Genomic DNA, 16,501 nt, shown 5'->3' with positions numbered 1-16,501 from the left:
CTGGAGGACGGATATGAGATTAGGAGCAGACTTGAAATCGGAGATTGCGGCGGCGGAAGAGAAGCCGACAAAAATCAAGATGAATCCATACACCTTAGAGGACATCCGGCAAGATAAAGGATGCCAAAGTGACCTAATAGATTGGTTCCCGAACGGGGGGATTACAATGTTCATGATTCCAATTGAAATTGAGAAAAACGTGAAAAAATGGGAGTTTAAATTTGAATTATGAGCAATATACGGGAAATGAGCGAACAGGATTTTATCTCATTGTTAAAAACGGTATATGAAGAATCGATATTACGTTACGGAAGTCTGCAGAAAGCGATGGTGATCGCTGACTTAGCAAAAAGTCCGAATCAAGTTTATTCAAATGAGCAAATCTATGAACAACTGAGAAAAGTAGAATTGGAAAATGGCTTTGTAAATCAGGCTATATACAATATGTCGAAATCAAAACCAACTAGTTATGCGATTGTTTCGAGATTCGGCACATTTGAGAATGCTTGTAATATAGCAAAGGTGAAATTTATTCCTAACCCCCGAAAATAGGAAAGGAAATGAAGAAGAAAGGAAGGGAGTATACAGATGGGAATATTTCTGAAGCATTGCTTGCAGCGTCCGAAATGTATGATGGCTCACTTTCTGTTGAACAGTACAAAGAGAGTAAACTTAAACCATCATACATGACCATTTTAAAAAGATACCATTCATTTCAAGCAGCATGTCTCGCGGCGGGCGTTGAGTATAGACGGCCTAACGGGAGAGAAATGGACATCGATCAAATCGCAAATGCCCTGCGTAAACACTTCTTATCTGCCGGGAAATTGCTAACAACGACCGAGTATAAAAAGGCAGAGTTATCACCTCACGTAACTACTATCTACAAACTCGGAATATCCTGGAGCGAAGCTGTAGAATTGGCTGGGTTTGATTATAATAAGAGCAAAGAATTCGGAATACTTGTGCGGAAATTATCAGGTGATACAAGTGATTGATGATGTACGGAGAACATATGTGTCGATCCTCAACGAATAAGCCCCGTCAACCTTAAATGGGTCGGCGGGGCTTTTTTTGATTATATGATAAACTCCGTAAACACTGGGCTCCGCAGCATGCCGGATTTGGTCCAGTTCCTCATTCGCACCTTTGCCCGCAGCCTGGGCTCCAGGTGCACAAACTCCTTATCCTCGCCTTTCACAAGCTGCTGGACCACACCGTGAAATGCCTTCTTATGGTGTGGTGAAGCTCCAAACTCAATGATCCCAGCAGGGCGAAGCCTGCCGGACGTACCGGATGGTACAGCAGCCAACCATCCAAATTCCTGCTTACGATAGCCTGTGATAAACACATCAGCATAGGTCCAGTTGATTACCTTCTGCCAGGCAACGGAGCGGCGGCCAGTTTCATAAATGCTGTTCTTACGTTTGCCGACAACACCCTCCATTCCACGATCCTCGATTTGTTTAAATAGCGCCTCCCCAGCGCCGTCCACGTGCGGCACCACTCCAAAACTACTGGATGGCAGCGACAAGCCTGCTAGGATCTCCTTGCGGCGCAGGAGTGGCAACCCGCGCATGTCCTGGCCTTTATACATCAAGATATCAAATATGGCGTAATAGGCTGGCAAGGAGGCTGTGAGCTGCTGAATCTTATCATCCCGGCGCGTCTGGAACCGGCTCATTACAGATTCAAAATCTGATACACCGGTGGACGGGTCGACACAGGCGACTTCGCCGTCCAGGATAATGTCGTCGGCAAAGGGAAGCTGCAGTTCCGGGTACTGCAGGGTGCACTCGTTATTGTGGCGGGTATAGAGTCGGACTCCGCCGGATTGTTGGGAATAGATTAGTCGGTGGCCATCAACCTTGGGCTCATATATATAATCACTGTGACTAAATGGCCTGGGGGCCGTTTGCAGCAGCATAGGGGATATAAACATAATTTCACCTCTCAATAATTATAATCTTTTGAGTGGTGACGTGTGATAGGTAAGTCCTGGGTATAAAAAGAACCGTCAATCTTAATTAATTGCGAATGATCCTTTTTATTTACATATCATCCCAAAGATGATAGTATGGTCTTGCGCGGATCGGAAGCACTGGACGCGCATTCGCTCCTCTTGCAGGAGTGTGGATTGCAACAGATACACACACCAAAGCCCACCGCTTAGCATTATGCTGGCGGTGGGCTTTTTATTGCCTAAAATCTGTCTGAAGCATACGTCTCAATTAAATACTGTATTCGCTTGAGACTACGCCCGCGCTCTGACTCAGCGCTAGAACTCGAAGGATAGGAAGACTCTTTTAAGATCATCTCGTGAAAATCCTTTACTGAAGCAGATATTTTTTTATCTGTTTCCCTGTGAAACTCGTCCTTACCATAGAGGACAGATCCGTCCGGCTGAACAATATGGTGCCATTTAGTATATCCGACAGTCACGCAGAAACCGTGACCATAAACATATTTATCGATTAATTCGTTTCTACCCTCTAACATCACCCGATAAGAGTGATGTTGTGTTAAACCTGCCTCCTTATACAAGCTCAACATTGCATTGTACTTGTCAATAGTTGGATAATTACTACCTTGTTTAAAAAAATCCCTCAACCCCTCAACTCTTTTAGGGTAAAGTATTAAATTTTTAGCGATTTTGCTCCTACTATAATCATCTTGAACAACTCTTAGGCTTTCGACTCGAAAACTATCCGGAACAAAGAATGTATATCTTGAGTTATTTGAATTGTGAAAACTATCCAATTCGATGTATGGCTGACTTGGTCTGCACCCGTAATATATGGTGCTTAAACCGTGATTCCTTGAGTATCCTGACATTTCGGCGTAATACACCAAAACGCCACTTATAGTCACAACGCTCATATCACGGCCATCAATTCCGTCTACAGTTGCTGGTTTGCTTTGCAGTCCAGAAACTCCATTAGATGGAATTTCTGTTCCGCAAGGATGATCGATGGCCAAGTCGTTTGCGCTATATCCTAATGGTACTCGAATAATTGTTTCAGTTGTCATGAGTAGTTCTCCTTCATACCCGACACCTTAGTGTGTCTGCGGCGTGTATATAGAGGGGCTGTAGCGGCCCTTGTCGATTAGAAGATTTGTGCAATAACAATAGCATCCTTGATTACAACCTCGCCTGGGTCGGCGTCTGAATGGGTGCGAGTGGTGTTGCCAGCGATTACGTAACAGTAGAGAGGCTCGAAATGTAATGAGCAATCCTTTTCGGGGTCTTGCCACCGCTCGATCCGGTACGTGGAGTCAACGCTCATGTCCCACGCGGATGTGCCGTCCAGTTCGAACATGTCCTCGTAATCCTCGGAGCCGAACTCAGGAAAATCACGCTCATCGTCGCGGTCGGCATTGTGTTTGCTGTACTCGCAAACCTCGCCGATCTCGCGTTCCTTGTCTTCGAAGCGAAGGCCAATCGCAACATACTTGTCTTCGTTTGCAGCGTAGATACCTTTAACCATTTCGTACATTTGAGTGATGTTCATTTTAATTCCTCCATTTTCGTTTTGACGGATATTATTCCGTCTTCTTGTTTATTATATTACACCTTCACGGAAGTTAAGTCAATAGGTTTGCGAAAATAATTCCGTGATGTTGAAACTATATCTAGTTACGTGTATAGTTTTAGCTGTGGAGGTGGAAAGTAAATGATAACGTATGAACCGCTGCGTATAATGCTAGTAAAGCGCACAATTAAAAAGATGGATTTTATAGCAAAGGTCGGCATATCCCCAACCACGGCGTCAAAGCTGTGGAAAGACGGTTATGTGTCCTTGGAGGTGCTGGACCGAATATGCGAGGTATACGATTTAGAGTTGTCTGAGGTAGTACGACGCAAAAAACAGGAGGATCAGTAACTCATGGACTTTATGGACAAACCTGTACACGTTAAGGTCTACTCAGTAGGTCGCTGCACCAAATGCAACCATTATGCCGAGGTCATGATCCATGATTACGGGCGTATGCTGTATCGTAAGCTGGAGGATGCAATGGATGATACTAACCACCAAGTAAGACCTATCCAATGCACTAAATGCAGCACGGCGTATCCTCCAGAGCGTTTTATTTACCGCGATCAAGACTCTCGCAAGGATATATTGCAGGTTAACATCGACTACGGCGGGGCGATTGATCCAGAGATAGGGGAGTTAATGCAGGAGGGCCATAAGCGCCGCTATGAGATTTATCAGGACCAGGAGCGTGCCTTTTGGGGAGCCTATGTGGAGTATGCGCTGGAAGACTGGCGCGCTGCTGTCGGGGAGCTGCTTCGTTCTGAAATTGAGACTGGCGCAGCAGCCATCGGACTTACAGCAAGCTGGAAAACAGAGCAGCAAGCTCGGCGGGAGGTGGCTGCAAAGGTTGTAACTGAAGCCGAGCGTTCGTCCTTTTGGCGTGCGGCGAACGTGTATTTTATCCAGGAAGAAATCTTATATATTGGGGCTATGGGGTGGACACCGGACCTCTACGCCAAAATGTATGGAGCTGCGCGGACGCGCTTTGCCATTATGTATTTCCCCATCGCTCCAGCACTGGAGGATCAACGGACAAAATATATCGGCCAGTTGTTCCGGCGTGAGAAGGGGGATAATGCCTTCTTACTACGGTGGATCGGTCAACTCACAGAGGATATTCAAAAAAAATCCGTACAGTCCACAGCCCTTATGCGAGAGTCCGAGAAGCAAAAGCATGAGTTAGCCGGGTTGCGGGATAAGCTAGGGGCAGCCAATGAGAGGATCAGGGGGTTAGAGCAGCAGAACCAGCCGTCCGAAGCAAGGAGCCAAGAAGACCAGCGGCGCATCCGGGAATTGAAAAGCTTTATCGGAGAGTTGATGGGCGAGCTGCGACAACTCCGGCCAGATGAGAAGCCGGCGGATGCCGGAGAGCCGCCGGAGCTGAGAGAAGCAATTGAGCTAGGTGACACTGTAGATGATCTCTCCAAGCTGGCAGGCAAGACTCTAGCCATCATTGGCGGTAACCGGCGGAGGAGTTCAGGCGATTACCCTTGCCGCATACTCACCCATAACGCTGACAAGCTAGACCCTGACTTTTATGCCAGCCTTGACCAAGCTGACGTTATCGCCGTGCTTACTAGATTTATCTCTCACGCGGCTATGTGGGAGGCTAAGGCATACGCGATTGATCAAGGGAAGTATATATTTTATCCTCAGGAGACAAATGTAAATAGGATTGTGTCCGAGGCAGCGCGGATCATTTAGCATAAAATAACACCCCGCCAACCAATCAAGGTTAACGGGGTGTTTGTGTTATCCGGACTGTTAATGCTGCGACGGTTAATCGCCCCAATCTTTAAGCCTCCAACCCCTCCACTGATAGCTTTTGTTTTTGGGCCTTTTTCCAAGCGCAGTCTGTTTCATCTTCGCAAACCCGTCAAATGCCTGTATGACGGTCCCATCTAGCAGATCGGCGTGTTCCCGCAGCCACAGCATTAGATTGCGGCAGCGGTGCTCTGTGCCATCTGGAGAGAGGATTACCCAGTCTTTAGCGTTGACATGCGTCTCAAACCGTCCGGTCAGCGGATTGCTGGGCTGGGCAGCGTGAGCCTTTTCTAATGCAGCCGAGTTAACACCGTCTGCGGCCAAACGCCGCCTGTGCTCTTTGGAACACGTCGTGCTACAGGTGACTGCTAAGCTGCTGGGCGGGGCTTGAAATGACTTATGGCAAATTACACAGGGTTTGAAATTAGACTTATGCACTGCATAGCAGGCCATGGAGCAACAGTTCTTGTTACGGCCCAACGGGTTGTTGCAGATGGGGCATAACCTATGATTAGCTTTCATCTACATTCCTCCGTCTGTCCTCATATCTTTCTTTGTAATAAATCTGACATTGGCGACAATGATCCGGTTTTTTTCCTCTTCCATTTGGTTTTGGTTCTTCCCATGGCTTCCGGCATTGAGGGCAACGCCCTAAACGCACAAGCTCTGCACGAAGTTTTTGCTTTCTTGCCCGGTCACGATATTTTCTGGAATTAGCAAATCCTTCATCCAAGGGGATTAGCTTTCCCGCCTCTCGGGATTTATCGAAACTGAATCCAGCCTTTTCCACTGATTGTCTCCATGTCAGACCCCGGTTAGATAAGGCCGCGAGTGGTGGTTTTTGTTTCATCTTGGAGTAATCCAATGCCAACGGGATATACCCGATGGTTAGAAGAGAATGGCGTAAAAACTCCAACAATTCCTCTATAGAAATCGTTTTGAAATTCACATACCGTTTACTTGCATAGTTTGTTTTTTTCTTAGGGACTTTAAGGCCAGCTGCCTTCCATACGGCCTTAACAGATCCGAACCGCTTAATAGCGGTTGATAGATTAGGCAATTGGCGTGAATCCTTATACTGATCAGATGTTAAACAATCTTCGTGCAAGCGATACTGGTGACGAATCGCGTCCAGTATTTGTTGATTGGTATATTTAAGCTTCCTGGGTTTCCTCGTCTTATTCACAGCCAGCGATCCTTTAACCAAAGGGGCCGCCCCTCGACCACTGCATCCGGGCGCAGGAATGACCCGCGATATTTCGGATTCAGCGCTCGCTTTGCCGCAATATCTACATTGCGGCGCGACTTCTCCAGGTGGTTAGCCACCCAGGGAACATCTACGTATTCGAGGAGCGGTGTTACTTTCCCTCTGAACCCTCGAATCCTTCGTCCAGAGCCTTGTTCACGGCTGCCGCCATGTCTTCTAAGTCAACATCAGCAGAGGCGTGCACAACCTCGTCAACGGCTTCTGGATCGTGTTTGACCTTCAAATCAGCAATGCGTTCTTCGAGCAACTTGTTATCGGTAATGACTTTGTCCCACCAGTCGAAGGTATCTTGATCGGTACTGTATGTACCGGTTTCATCGTCGTAAACGAACTTCCCATCGGCCAAAGCATCATAGTTTCCAACGAAGTCTACAACAGAATCTACTCCAGTATTATCATTGAACATGCTCAGAGTTGCAGTTTTGTCAGTGCCGTTAATTTTTACGTTCATCATATGAATTCATCCTCTCGCCCTCATCCGGTATATCCGGCTTATTGGTGATCCGTGTGTCCCTTGCTGTAATTTAATAATGGCACAAAAGATACTCATTGAGAAGCGAACAAAATAAGAGCATGAAGAATTATTTTCCATTGCTTAAAAATCCCTTTCACGCATATAATACAAACAAACGTTCTTATTTTGGAGGGAATCAACATGCAAATGCAGATTGGTCAAACCATTGAAATTGTATATCAAGCAAAGAGCGGAGAGATCACCCAGCGTAAGATCGAGGTAAACGGTATCCGTAACGGTCGCATCCGGGCCACATGTATAACTACAGGCGCACCGCGCTTGTTCCTGGCGGCGAATATACTCGCTTGGCAGTTAATTAAGAAGGGAGCAATCGCGTGAAGCCAATTACAGATAAAGAAAAAGAAGTCCTGGAGGCGTTGATCATGATCGTTGCCAGGGACCATTACCCGCCGACCTTGCGTGAACTCGCGAAAGAGGTAGGACTAAGCTCGACTGCAGTCATACATGGGCTATTGGAACGACTGGAGTACAAAGGATATATACAGCGGGGTCACAACAAGCCAAGGGCCTTACGAGTGATTAAGGGAGTTGTAGATGATATTGAAACCACCACAGCGCAGGAAGCTTGAAGGAAATGGACTGTGGGAGAGCAGCCGGATGATTATACCAGAGCACAAGCTGCGCATAATCAGCGAGGAGCGGAATCAGGTCCGCCGCGTAAAGCCGGAGCTGGACGAGTTTAGACTGGCTGAGATTGAGAGGGGGCTGAGGCTGTCGCTTAACGAGAGGGTGCCGGTTACAATTACGATGTATGACCCGTTTGAGGAGCCGCAGTACAAAGGCATTGTGTTGTCCGTAGACCGGCAGCTGAGACAGATCAAGCTGCGCTGGTCCGAGGACGACTGGGATTGGATTAAGATAGAGGATATTCTTGCGGTTTCATATTAAAAAAATCCCTTCTGGCCTTTGTGGCTGGTAGGGATTTTTTTGTTACTTATCTTATTCTAAATTATCTATCGCATATTGCGCTTCTTCCGCAGTGAATTTTTCCCCGTATTCTGAAATCAATTGATCGTAAACAGCCGAATCTGACATACTCATATCTTCTGCATATGATTGTGCCTTTTTTAATGCATTTTCTTTCCAATCAAATACAATGTTATCGATGGCATATTGAGCGGCTTCTGGTGGAAAATTCTCTCCATATTCAGAAGTCAACTGATCGTAAATGCCTGTCTTTGACATATTCATAGCTTCTGCATACATTTCCGCTTTTTTTAATGCTGATTTATGTTCTCTAGGGACACTATCCTCTTTTGCCTTAGCTTCAGCTGCAGCTTTATCTTTAGCTTCTGCTTCTTCCTTAGCCTTTTTATCTGCTTCCGCTTTTTTCTTTGTTTCTTCTTCAATTGCCTTTAGTTCCTCAGCAGTTGGAGTTGCAGTGGGAGCGTCGGTCTTTTCAGCAATTGCAGCTTGAGCTTGCTTGGTTGCAACTGGTTCGACAGAAGCAGTTGATTCTGTGTCATCACCCATATTACCAATAGCAGCGATAACAATGATTAATACAATCCAAAACCACCATTTCTTATAAATCGGCTTTTTCAATCTTCTTCCCCCTAAAAATGATAATAATTTACAAAGCAAGTCTACCAGAGATAGGAAAATTTTACTACGAATTTTTACAATGTTTGTATGATTGTCTTTAATATGCGGAAAGATATACCTGAGGTGATAATCATATGGACATCCCAGTGATCCATTTAAAGACCGGCAATGCCGATGTAATTAACTCTAAAGAGGTGCTGTTTATCCACGCCGCAGAAAGATTGACGCTGATCCATACAAAGGATCAGGTCTATAGGCCTGCTGTTACACTTAAGGATTTTGCTGAAGTTCTGCTGTCAGAAGGATTCGAATCTTTAGAGAAATCTAACTTGACCAATATCAATCTGGTACAGTATTATGACAAAATTTCGAACGAAGCATATTTCGACAAAACCAAAGAAGGAAAGAGTGTGAGGGTTTCGAGGAGAAATCGAAGTAAAATGGATTGATCATTACCGTTCATACAGTTTGAACGGTAAAATAATATGCGACAGAGAGCGACAGTATTATTTGGCAAAAAGAGATATAATTCTACTAGGTAGTCAAGTTATAGCTTGACACTCTGCTCGGGGGAGGGCTTAATGCCCTTTCCTACTACTGGTCTCACGAAGTGTATAAAGTTCATTTACAGAACAACCTAAAACGTCTGCAGCATTAATTGCAAATTCAAGAGACATTGTGGCGTTGTCTTTTTTAGTAATAAGTTGGCCTACATATTGTCTCGAACATTTCAAGCGTTTTGCAAATTCAGCTTGGGACATATCGACTTGTTCTAACAATTCCAGTAGTAGGCATTCCCCGAGCAGGAACGCCATATTTTCTCCTTCCTTAAGCTTTTATAATGAATTATATCATCATGGGGGTGCGTTATGGTATGAATGAATTCTATTACCGAGTTGGCGATGATAGTATGACTGGTGATCGCCTTTACCCTGGGGACTATGTCCTTGTGCAAGAAGCGGACACTTACCAGATTCGTGATATTTGTGCTATCGCAAGAGTCTCTGATATCTCTCAACTCGATTTCAGAAGAGTTGAGCGGAAGGGTGGGGTATACAAATTAGTACCTTCTAATCCGGCCTTTTCCGAAGAAGATAGAGAGGCTGTTTTTATCGTCGGTAGAGTTGCACACACCTACATAAACATGTAGAATCTGCCCGCCCAGAAGTTGAGGCGGGCAGCTTTATTATTGATGCTCAGAAATTAATAACAACTTTCTTTAGTTTTCCGATGATGCGAATGTTCGAATTATCACCCGTAAAAATAATTGGTGGGTAGTTAGGATTAGTAGATTGCAGAATCAAAGTGTTATTCTGCACGTATACTTTTTTCAAGACCGCCTCATCATCAATTAGTACAGCCGCAATTTCACCGTCTTCGACCTCTTCCTGCTTACGGATCAGCAACAGATCCCCTTCAAAAATACGTGCGCCATTCATGCTATCGCCCTTCGCTCTCAGATAGAAATATTCTCCACCGTTGATCCACGAACGTGGAGTTGTCTCATATCCTTCAATGGATTCATATGCTAATTGACCATTGCCGCAAGAAATCTTTCCTACCACAGGCAAGCTTATGTATTCAGAGTCTTGAATTTCATTTCCTGTATATGTATAAGCACCTTCTGTTAGTTGGTTTACTGTAACATCGAGTGCCGTTGCAAGATCTTTAAGTCTATCCATGTCGAATTTATGTTCTCCATTTTCATACCGTTGAACAGTTTTCTTTGTGATTCCAACTTTTTCAGCCAATATCTGAAGACTGTAATTTCTAATGTCACGGTACTTTTTTATGTTTCTTCCCACTACACTATAAAATAATTTTCTATCCTCAGAACCAGTCATTTAAAAATCTCCTTCATCTAATGTTTGAATATAGTATAACCTTAAAAAGACACTTTATACAAGAAAAATATAATTACGTGTCTTTTAGGGGTTGACGATGCCTAATCCAGGTGCTAATCTATGGGTGTCTCCGGGAGACACGACACCGAGAACAGGGAGGTGAGCGAATGCTAAAGATTAGTGTTAAAGCAGCTAGAGTTAATTCAGGGATGCAAGCAAAAGAAGCCGCTAAGGAACTGGGTCTTTCTATTACAACTTATTCTAGAAAAGAAAACGGTCATGTTCGGTTCTATGTGGATGAGGTTGTGAAGCTGAGTCAACTCTTTCAAGTTCCAATTGAAAATTTTCATGAGGCGGGGTGTCTCCCAGAGACACGAATTGAACAAGGCACTCCGCTAGAAAAATAAATATGCCTCGAAATCCGTAGTAACATCGCAACGCATGTATAGCTTAATCACTTTACGATTAGTACCAGAAAGGATGGTGAACACACTTGCTGACACCAATTAAAAGCATCAACATCGGCACCCGCATCCGTGAAGACATGGGCGACATCGCAGGGCTGGCAGAGAGTATCAACGCTCGTGGCTTGCTGCATCCCATCATTATAGATGAGGCGGGTAACCTGATCGCCGGACACCGGCGCCTGGAGGCCCACAAGCTGCTGAAGCGGGATGAAGTCGAGACCCGCACCATGGGCGACCTTACCGAAAAGGAGAAGCGGCTGATAGAGCTGGAGGAGAACACAAAGCGCAAAGCGCTGACTGAGTTTGAGGCTTCAAAGAACCTAGTTGAATTGGCTGATGCCGCGAAGGAAGTTCTTAAGGAAGACATTTCATTGCCCGGTAATGAAAAGTCAATGGGAAGACCGCACAAGCCTGATTCGGAGGAAAAGGTGGCAGAACTCATAGGAGTTCCACAACCAACCCTCAGTCAAGCGCGAAGCCATGTTGCAGCCGTCGAGAAGTTTCCAGCGCTGGCGGCGCTTGGCAAGAAGGAGGCTATCAGAACAGCGAAGGAGCCGGATAAAGCCGAGCAGTATCAGAAAGCAGTCGAAGAGTTCCCCGCACTGAAAGAGGCTAAAGTTCCGGTTGACTTGGCTATCAGTGGAGCTGAAAAGTTGAGGAGCGTACCGCCAGAGGTTGCAAAATCCACTTTGGATAAGCTAGTTGACGATGATCGGAAATACGAAGAAAAACAGCGGTTGATTGATGCACAGTATCGCGATGTAAGTATCATCCACGGTTTGCTAACTTCGGCAGTTAAGATGCGCGGCGTAGCGACTGACGAGCGCATTCAGAACTGGATTGATACACGCCGGGATCGGGCAGAGATTGAGTTAAGCATCGGTCAACTGCAAGGTGGAATTAATGAACTGGAAAAGCTCAAATCCAAAATGCAAGAGACTCTTAAGGGACCGCGAAGGGTGGTGAGTGGTCGTGAGTAAATTTAATCTGAATAAAGATGAACGGCTTGAACTAATCAAACGGTTTATGAGCGGACCGTTCACATTGGATGAAATGGTGGACTTCATAAAGAAGCTGATTGAACTTGATATTGCGAAAATCACTGAGCAAGCATGGAAAGATAAAGCGCGGCAAATAATTGGCAGTTTCCGAGATGGAGAAGGTCTACGGCAGATTGCCTCATACGACGCTTCAGCGGATAACGAGACTCGCCGAATGGTGTATCAAGTCATCAATAGCTGCATGGATCCTTTAATCCTTAACAAGCAAATGCAGGGAATGGTTAAACGGCGTGACGGCTCGGATAAACTCATACAGAAAGTTCAGGAGCGATTGAATCAGGTGGCGGATCAGGCAGACTTGTTCAACTTCTCTGACTTCGACTTTGACGGCAGTAGGGAGGAAGAAGCCGAATGATCACCATTCACCCAACACACCGCCGGTTAGCAGAACTGTACCTGCAGTACATGGCCGGAACGCTTAAGGATATACAGGCCGCAGAGTTGCTTCACTTTCTGAAGCTGAACGCCGATTTGGTCCGGGACATAGACGGTTTGAAGGAAGCAGCGTATGCAGCACAGTGCGCCGGGAACATGGACCTGGTTCAGCACTTCTGCGAATTAATAGACGAAATGGAGGCAGCACTTTATGAAACGTGTTGTACGGAAGATATCGGAGCAGCAATTGAAGGAGTACATGTTGCTTTACAAGCAATTGGCGAACAGCGCTCGCAAGTCTGGTCATATCAAGATGGCTATCAAGTGGGAGCACATGTACAACAGCAGCCGGGAGCAACTTACCCGGGATTGGGATATGGCGGTGAAGCAGTTGGCGGTTTGCGGATAAACCAACAGGTTGAACCACAAGATCTGGAGTTTGAACCCTATGCCCATAAACTTCGGCTAATGCTTGACCGTCAGGCCATCATTAACGGCAGGGTGGTAGTGGATGAACCGGAAGCTGCTGTCGGGTGGCTGGATAAGGAAATTGCTGAAATGGAGGGAGACGAACATGAGCACTCAGCCATTCGGTGAATATCTGCGGCAGCTCAGGAATGCAAAGGGTATGACTCTCCAAGACGTGAAAGATGCTTCGGGTGTTTCGCACCCATACCTCTCGCAACTTGAAAACGGCAAAAAGTGTGTTGTTTCCCCTGATGTGGTTCGAAAGCTTGCGGCGGCATTCGGCGTTACCCACCTCGGACTCATGATCAAAGCCGGACACGTTACAGAAGATGAAGTCCTAACCTTCCGGCGCGAACATGGCATTAATGACGGTGGCGAGTCATGACAATCATTATCCGTAGCACAGTCAAATGCCCTTACCCTAATTGCGGGCATACAGGCGATGTCATAACTAATCTGCATTGTCGCACAGCTCACGACATGGAGCGCAAGGAACTGTTCGGGCGATACGGTAAGCCTACTGGTGTCGGATATGATACCACGGCCGCCAAAAAGAACCTGGAGGGCCATGTGACAGGCCAGCGTTTGAACATTGGATATCCTAGCGATTCCGCGAACGCAAAGGATAGGAGAGCCACCAGAAAGCGTGAAGGGAGGTGAACAAAAAATGAATCCAAGTATCGGACGTATCGTCCACTTGAATAGTTACCACGGACCGGCGGCAGCGTTGGTAGTGGGTGTGAGAGGTGCGCAGGAAACCGACCTGCAAGTATTCTACGCAGACGGTCAAATTATATTTCTGCAGAACGTGGAACAGGGCAATCAGCCCGGCCAATGGAACTGGCCTCCGCGCGTGTAAAATCGCATAGCCTATTATTTTTTTGCCAAAATCGGGGTTTTGAGCCCTAAAACAGCAGAAAGCGAGGCAAAACGATGGATAAAATTACGCTGCAACATTATGTAGATCGGGCTAATAAAGGTCTTGCTATTGTTGCGAAAATTGATCTTTTGAAAAAGGACCTTAAAAACATACAGTTCGCTGATTCAATCAAGTTTCAAGACATGTACGGAAATCTCCAATCTCTGATTGCGAAAAATCGCAGTAACGGGAAAACGGATGAAACATTTCCTGCAATTGTAAACGGGATTATCCAAGCAGCACAGAAATTAATCGAGCAAGAAATCCAACTGCTTGAGGAAGAACTAGCTGCTCTATAAAGGGGGTACTCATCTTGGAACCACATGAAAGAATGGAATTTGAATTGGCTAATGATTCGTTGATGAAGGCTTTACCGGCACTGCTCGGTGCTTATGTAACGGTGGCGAAGGCGCACAAAGCTTACTTCGATGAACTGGTTAAAGCGGGATTCTCAGAGCCACAGGCGCTCCACATCGTTTCTATTCAAGGCGTTACAGGCGGCCTCAATGGCGGCAACTACAAATAAACCATATCGGAGGAATCATTCATGATAACAAAATTCCGTATCACCAACAAACGCAATGCCTTTATTGCAGCAGTACAGTCCCAACGCGCTCAAGACTTCGCTATCGCCAAATCCCGCCGCCAATTCAAACACGAAGCATCAGACAAGACGCCTTATGTTCCCGGCCAACTCGGCCTCTCGGTGGTCGCCACAGCCATCCAAAAGGAATACGGCGGCATCCTTAACCGTACTGGCCGCAAGCTGCTGGCGAAGGCTACACGGAAGGCGCGGCCGAGATTCTACAACTATCAATAGAAGGGAGGCCTAGCATGATCCAGACCTGCAGTTGCGGCAACATCGCTGATTATGCGGTGTATGACGATGCTCGACCCTTATGCCTGCTCTGCATGCTTAAGGCTGTAGAGGTGCCGCTAGGAGTTAAGGTCCGCACGCTGGACCCTTGGGAAAAGGAACTGCCGGACACGAAAAACGCCCCCGGGTGCAACCAGGGACGTTCATAAATCGCTTTTTCAAAAATTCACGTTCACTTTAACACAAATATTAGGAGGCTGTAAAGATGCTTCATATCAAGCGGATTGAAATCAAGGATTGGTTGGGGATCAAAGAGCTGGTTGTTTCCCCCGGCAAGATTAATAAAGTAGACGGCGACTCCGGTGCAGGAAAGACAAGTCTGATTGAGGCACTGGAAAAGGCGCTGACCAATAACAGCCGGCGAACCGAGGTCATTAGCCATGGGCGGAAAGAGGCAGAGTTGTTCGTCGAGCTGACGGACGGTCTGCAGATCACCCGTAAAGTGCGATCTGAAAAGGCTGACTATTTCAGAGTTAAGCACGACAGCAAGGCTGTGAACAGCACGGAAGGCTTCATTCGCAAACTGATCAATGGAGAGATCTTCCGCCCTATCGAATTTATGCAAAAGGATGCCAAGGAGCAGACGGAAATCATCCTGAACATGCTGCAGATTGATTGGACGATCGAGAGCATTAAGGCTTGGTTCGGAGAGATGCCAGAGGCAGATTACCAGTTGCATATCCTGCAGATTTTGAAGCAGATCGAATCGGCCTATTTCGAGGAGCGCTCAAGCATTAACCGCGAAGTCAACCTGCTGCGGGCAAACATTGAAGGGATCAAGCGCGACCTGCCACCGAACTATGACGGAGAAGAGTGGCGCGGGGTTGATCTGCAGCAGCTGTACCGCAGGCTGTCCGAGGCTCAGGAGTCCAACAAGAAGCTGGAAGAGGCCAAGTCTTTGATCGATGGGCTGACACTGCGTATCGACGACATCAAGCGGCGCTCTGCCAATAAGACAGAAGAAAAGAACCTAGATTACCGGAGACAGCGCGACGCGCTGACAGACGGAATCAAGCGGCTGGAGGATCGTGTGGAGCAGGATCAGAAGATTATTGACGATGGCGACCGCCGGATAACTGAGTCTTCCCTGCAACTGGACAACGAACTGGAGCAAGCTATCGAACGGCTGAAGCTGCAGTACCAACAGAAGAAGATTAATGTCCGGGAAGATGTCCAGCGCGAGGTAGAACTGAACAAGGGATATGTCAGTGAGCACCGTCAACTGATTGCGGAAAAGACCTTATCGCTGAATAATATCGCCGAGCATGAGCGCAAGGATATGGAGAAGATCGCAGATCATGAGGCCAATCTGATCGCGGCTGAGAAAGCGAAGTCCGGCGATGCAGAGCAGGTGATCGCAGACGTTGAATGGATAGAACCTGAGCCGTTGCAGGCTGCTGCTCACAAAGCAGCTGAGATGAAAGAGTACCTTCGGGAATGGGAACGGATGAACGACATCATCCGGGAGAAGTTGTCTCCGAAAGAAGCGCGGGCTGCTGATCTGACAGCCAAGATCGAGAAGGCCCGCGAGCTGCCGAAAGAACTGCTTAAGACCGCCGCTCTGCCGGTGGATGGGTTAACGGTAGACGACAAGGGGCGTATTCGTATTGACGGAACACTGCTGGACGGATTGAGTGAAGGGGAGTCCTTCGAATTCGCCTTTAAGCTTGCCAAGGCTCAAGCCGGAGAGTTGAAAGTAATCTGCTTGGACGGATGGCAGAACCTTGGCAGCAAGCAGCAGGCTATCCTGGAGGCCGCACAGCACGATGATTACCAATACTTCCTGCTCTCTACCGTAGAGGGCAAAGACCTGAATATCGAAACCGTGGAGGGATAAGGA

Annotated in this window: 30 protein-coding genes; 21 read left to right on the top strand and 9 right to left on the bottom strand. The window is 46.7% G+C overall.

What is annotated here, in order from left to right:
* Positions 1 to 13: 13 nt before the first annotated feature.
* The 3 genes from B9T62_RS15430 to B9T62_RS15420 are packed head-to-tail and all read left to right on the top strand — an operon-like array spanning position 14 to position 998.
* Positions 14 to 232, top strand: coding sequence for a hypothetical protein (locus B9T62_RS15430; RefSeq protein WP_087916070.1), 219 nt, complete (start codon positions 14 to 16; stop codon positions 230 to 232).
* A complete protein-coding gene (locus B9T62_RS15425; protein ID WP_087916069.1) occupies positions 229 to 552 on the top strand; it encodes a hypothetical protein in 324 nt (107 codons plus the stop codon). The genes B9T62_RS15430 and B9T62_RS15425 overlap by 4 nt, the downstream gene beginning before the upstream one ends.
* Positions 553 to 560: 8 nt before the next feature.
* Positions 561 to 998 carry a hypothetical protein gene (locus tag B9T62_RS15420; protein WP_087916068.1) on the top strand — a complete coding sequence of 146 codons (438 nt, stop codon included), beginning with the start codon at positions 561 to 563 and terminating at the stop codon, positions 996 to 998.
* 80 nt (positions 999 to 1,078) lie between these two features.
* Here the strand turns inward: B9T62_RS15420 and B9T62_RS15415 are convergent, their stop codons facing one another.
* From B9T62_RS15415 to B9T62_RS15405, 3 genes are all read right to left on the bottom strand, one after another.
* Positions 1,079 to 1,942 carry an ATP-dependent DNA ligase gene (locus tag B9T62_RS15415; RefSeq protein ID WP_087916067.1) on the bottom strand — a complete coding sequence of 288 codons (864 nt, stop codon included), beginning with the start codon at positions 1,940 to 1,942 and terminating at the stop codon, positions 1,079 to 1,081.
* A gap of 260 nt (positions 1,943 to 2,202) precedes the next feature.
* Entirely contained in the window at positions 2,203 to 3,030 is an 828-nt protein-coding gene (locus B9T62_RS15410; RefSeq protein ID WP_087916066.1) for a hypothetical protein, read from the bottom strand.
* A gap of 77 nt (positions 3,031 to 3,107) precedes the next feature.
* Positions 3,108 to 3,512, bottom strand: coding sequence for a hypothetical protein (locus B9T62_RS15405; RefSeq protein WP_087916065.1), 405 nt, complete (start codon positions 3,510 to 3,512; stop codon positions 3,108 to 3,110).
* Between the two features lie 162 nt (positions 3,513 to 3,674).
* Here B9T62_RS15405 and B9T62_RS15400 point away from each other — a divergent pair, with 162 nt between their 5' ends.
* Both B9T62_RS15400 and B9T62_RS15395 read left to right on the top strand, forming a co-directional pair.
* Positions 3,675 to 3,884 carry a helix-turn-helix domain-containing protein gene (locus tag B9T62_RS15400; RefSeq protein WP_087916064.1) on the top strand — a complete coding sequence of 70 codons (210 nt, stop codon included), beginning with the start codon at positions 3,675 to 3,677 and terminating at the stop codon, positions 3,882 to 3,884.
* 3 nt (positions 3,885 to 3,887) lie between these two features.
* Positions 3,888 to 5,243 (top strand): DUF2325 domain-containing protein, encoded by a 1,356-nt coding sequence (locus B9T62_RS15395; RefSeq protein ID WP_245864470.1) that lies wholly within the window; start codon positions 3,888 to 3,890, stop codon positions 5,241 to 5,243.
* A gap of 75 nt (positions 5,244 to 5,318) precedes the next feature.
* Here the strand turns inward: B9T62_RS15395 and B9T62_RS15390 are convergent, their stop codons facing one another.
* From B9T62_RS15390 to B9T62_RS15380, 3 genes are all read right to left on the bottom strand, one after another.
* The gene (locus B9T62_RS15390) at positions 5,319 to 5,627 is read right to left on the bottom strand and encodes a hypothetical protein (protein WP_087916063.1); all 309 of its coding nucleotides are present in this window, start codon (positions 5,625 to 5,627) and stop codon (positions 5,319 to 5,321) included.
* A 187-nt stretch (positions 5,628 to 5,814) separates the two neighbouring features.
* Positions 5,815 to 6,510 (bottom strand): hypothetical protein, encoded by a 696-nt coding sequence (locus B9T62_RS15385; protein ID WP_087916062.1) that lies wholly within the window; start codon positions 6,508 to 6,510, stop codon positions 5,815 to 5,817.
* Between the two features lie 151 nt (positions 6,511 to 6,661).
* The gene (locus tag B9T62_RS15380) at positions 6,662 to 7,024 is read right to left on the bottom strand and encodes a hypothetical protein (RefSeq protein WP_245864469.1); all 363 of its coding nucleotides are present in this window, start codon (positions 7,022 to 7,024) and stop codon (positions 6,662 to 6,664) included.
* Positions 7,025 to 7,225: 201 nt separating this feature from the next.
* Here B9T62_RS15380 and B9T62_RS15375 point away from each other — a divergent pair, with 201 nt between their 5' ends.
* The 3 genes from B9T62_RS15375 to B9T62_RS15365 are packed head-to-tail and all read left to right on the top strand — an operon-like array spanning position 7,226 to position 7,993.
* The gene (locus B9T62_RS15375; RefSeq protein WP_087916061.1) at positions 7,226 to 7,423 is read left to right on the top strand and encodes a hypothetical protein; all 198 of its coding nucleotides are present in this window, start codon (positions 7,226 to 7,228) and stop codon (positions 7,421 to 7,423) included.
* Entirely contained in the window at positions 7,420 to 7,674 is a 255-nt protein-coding gene (locus tag B9T62_RS15370; protein ID WP_087916060.1) for a LexA family protein, read from the top strand. Before B9T62_RS15375 ends, B9T62_RS15370 begins: the two co-directional genes overlap by 4 nt.
* Positions 7,640 to 7,993 carry a YolD-like family protein gene (locus tag B9T62_RS15365; RefSeq protein ID WP_087916059.1) on the top strand — a complete coding sequence of 118 codons (354 nt, stop codon included), beginning with the start codon at positions 7,640 to 7,642 and terminating at the stop codon, positions 7,991 to 7,993. Before B9T62_RS15370 ends, B9T62_RS15365 begins: the two co-directional genes overlap by 35 nt.
* Positions 7,994 to 8,044: 51 nt before the next feature.
* Here B9T62_RS15365 and B9T62_RS15360 read toward each other — a convergent pair whose 3' ends face one another.
* Positions 8,045 to 8,650, bottom strand: a complete 606-nt coding sequence (locus B9T62_RS15360; protein WP_245864467.1) for an Ltp family lipoprotein — start codon at positions 8,648 to 8,650, stop codon at positions 8,045 to 8,047.
* Between the two features lie 134 nt (positions 8,651 to 8,784).
* Here B9T62_RS15360 and B9T62_RS15355 point away from each other — a divergent pair, with 134 nt between their 5' ends.
* Positions 8,785 to 9,099 (top strand): LytTR family DNA-binding domain-containing protein, encoded by a 315-nt coding sequence (locus tag B9T62_RS15355; protein WP_087916057.1) that lies wholly within the window; start codon positions 8,785 to 8,787, stop codon positions 9,097 to 9,099.
* Positions 9,100 to 9,228: 129 nt separating this feature from the next.
* On the opposite strand, the gene B9T62_RS41800 is transcribed toward B9T62_RS15355, so the two are convergent.
* The gene (locus tag B9T62_RS41800; protein ID WP_087916056.1) at positions 9,229 to 9,465 is read right to left on the bottom strand and encodes a helix-turn-helix transcriptional regulator; all 237 of its coding nucleotides are present in this window, start codon (positions 9,463 to 9,465) and stop codon (positions 9,229 to 9,231) included.
* 59 nt (positions 9,466 to 9,524) lie between these two features.
* Here B9T62_RS41800 and B9T62_RS15345 point away from each other — a divergent pair, with 59 nt between their 5' ends.
* Positions 9,525 to 9,800: a LexA family protein gene (locus B9T62_RS15345; RefSeq protein WP_087916055.1), complete on the top strand. Its 276-nt coding sequence runs from the start codon at positions 9,525 to 9,527 to the stop codon at positions 9,798 to 9,800.
* A 46-nt stretch (positions 9,801 to 9,846) separates the two neighbouring features.
* On the opposite strand, the gene B9T62_RS15340 is transcribed toward B9T62_RS15345, so the two are convergent.
* Positions 9,847 to 10,494 (bottom strand): LexA family protein, encoded by a 648-nt coding sequence (locus B9T62_RS15340; protein WP_087916054.1) that lies wholly within the window; start codon positions 10,492 to 10,494, stop codon positions 9,847 to 9,849.
* A 167-nt stretch (positions 10,495 to 10,661) separates the two neighbouring features.
* Between B9T62_RS15340 and B9T62_RS15335 the strand changes: the two genes are divergently transcribed.
* The 11 genes from B9T62_RS15335 to B9T62_RS15280 all read left to right on the top strand — a co-directional run bounded on the left by B9T62_RS15335 (position 10,662) and on the right by B9T62_RS15280 (position 16,498).
* Entirely contained in the window at positions 10,662 to 10,901 is a 240-nt protein-coding gene (locus B9T62_RS15335) for a helix-turn-helix transcriptional regulator (RefSeq protein ID WP_087916053.1), read from the top strand.
* Between the two features lie 86 nt (positions 10,902 to 10,987).
* Positions 10,988 to 11,941 (top strand): ParB N-terminal domain-containing protein, encoded by a 954-nt coding sequence (locus B9T62_RS15330; protein ID WP_087916052.1) that lies wholly within the window; start codon positions 10,988 to 10,990, stop codon positions 11,939 to 11,941.
* Complete coding sequence (locus tag B9T62_RS15325; RefSeq protein ID WP_087916051.1) at positions 11,934 to 12,377, top strand: hypothetical protein; 444 nt, start codon at positions 11,934 to 11,936, stop codon at positions 12,375 to 12,377. The genes B9T62_RS15330 and B9T62_RS15325 overlap by 8 nt, the downstream gene beginning before the upstream one ends.
* On the top strand, positions 12,374 to 12,994 hold the full coding sequence (locus tag B9T62_RS15320; RefSeq protein WP_087916050.1) for a DUF7667 family protein: 621 nt from the start codon (positions 12,374 to 12,376) through the stop codon (positions 12,992 to 12,994). The genes B9T62_RS15325 and B9T62_RS15320 overlap by 4 nt, the downstream gene beginning before the upstream one ends.
* Positions 12,972 to 13,250, top strand: a complete 279-nt coding sequence (locus B9T62_RS15315; RefSeq protein WP_157685630.1) for a helix-turn-helix domain-containing protein — start codon at positions 12,972 to 12,974, stop codon at positions 13,248 to 13,250. Before B9T62_RS15320 ends, B9T62_RS15315 begins: the two co-directional genes overlap by 23 nt.
* Positions 13,251 to 13,532: 282 nt before the next feature.
* Positions 13,533 to 13,724, top strand: coding sequence for a hypothetical protein (locus B9T62_RS15305; protein WP_087916047.1), 192 nt, complete (start codon positions 13,533 to 13,535; stop codon positions 13,722 to 13,724).
* Between the two features lie 74 nt (positions 13,725 to 13,798).
* Positions 13,799 to 14,083: a hypothetical protein gene (locus tag B9T62_RS15300; protein ID WP_087916046.1), complete on the top strand. Its 285-nt coding sequence runs from the start codon at positions 13,799 to 13,801 to the stop codon at positions 14,081 to 14,083.
* Positions 14,084 to 14,097: 14 nt separating this feature from the next.
* Complete coding sequence (locus B9T62_RS15295) at positions 14,098 to 14,310, top strand: hypothetical protein (protein ID WP_087916045.1); 213 nt, start codon at positions 14,098 to 14,100, stop codon at positions 14,308 to 14,310.
* 21 nt (positions 14,311 to 14,331) lie between these two features.
* Positions 14,332 to 14,604, top strand: a complete 273-nt coding sequence (locus B9T62_RS15290) for a hypothetical protein (protein ID WP_087916044.1) — start codon at positions 14,332 to 14,334, stop codon at positions 14,602 to 14,604.
* 14 nt (positions 14,605 to 14,618) lie between these two features.
* On the top strand, positions 14,619 to 14,810 hold the full coding sequence (locus B9T62_RS15285) for a hypothetical protein (protein ID WP_087916043.1): 192 nt from the start codon (positions 14,619 to 14,621) through the stop codon (positions 14,808 to 14,810).
* Between the two features lie 56 nt (positions 14,811 to 14,866).
* The gene (locus tag B9T62_RS15280) at positions 14,867 to 16,498 is read left to right on the top strand and encodes an AAA family ATPase (RefSeq protein WP_087916042.1); all 1,632 of its coding nucleotides are present in this window, start codon (positions 14,867 to 14,869) and stop codon (positions 16,496 to 16,498) included.
* The last annotated feature ends 3 nt before the right edge of the window (positions 16,499 to 16,501 follow it).

Origin of the sequence: Paenibacillus donghaensis, assembly GCF_002192415.1 — a bacterium.
Classification (GTDB): domain Bacteria; phylum Bacillota; class Bacilli; order Paenibacillales; family Paenibacillaceae; genus Paenibacillus_AQ; species Paenibacillus_AQ donghaensis.
Note: the sequence above shows the minus strand (reverse complement) of the source record. Positions and strands in the feature narration are given on the sequence as shown.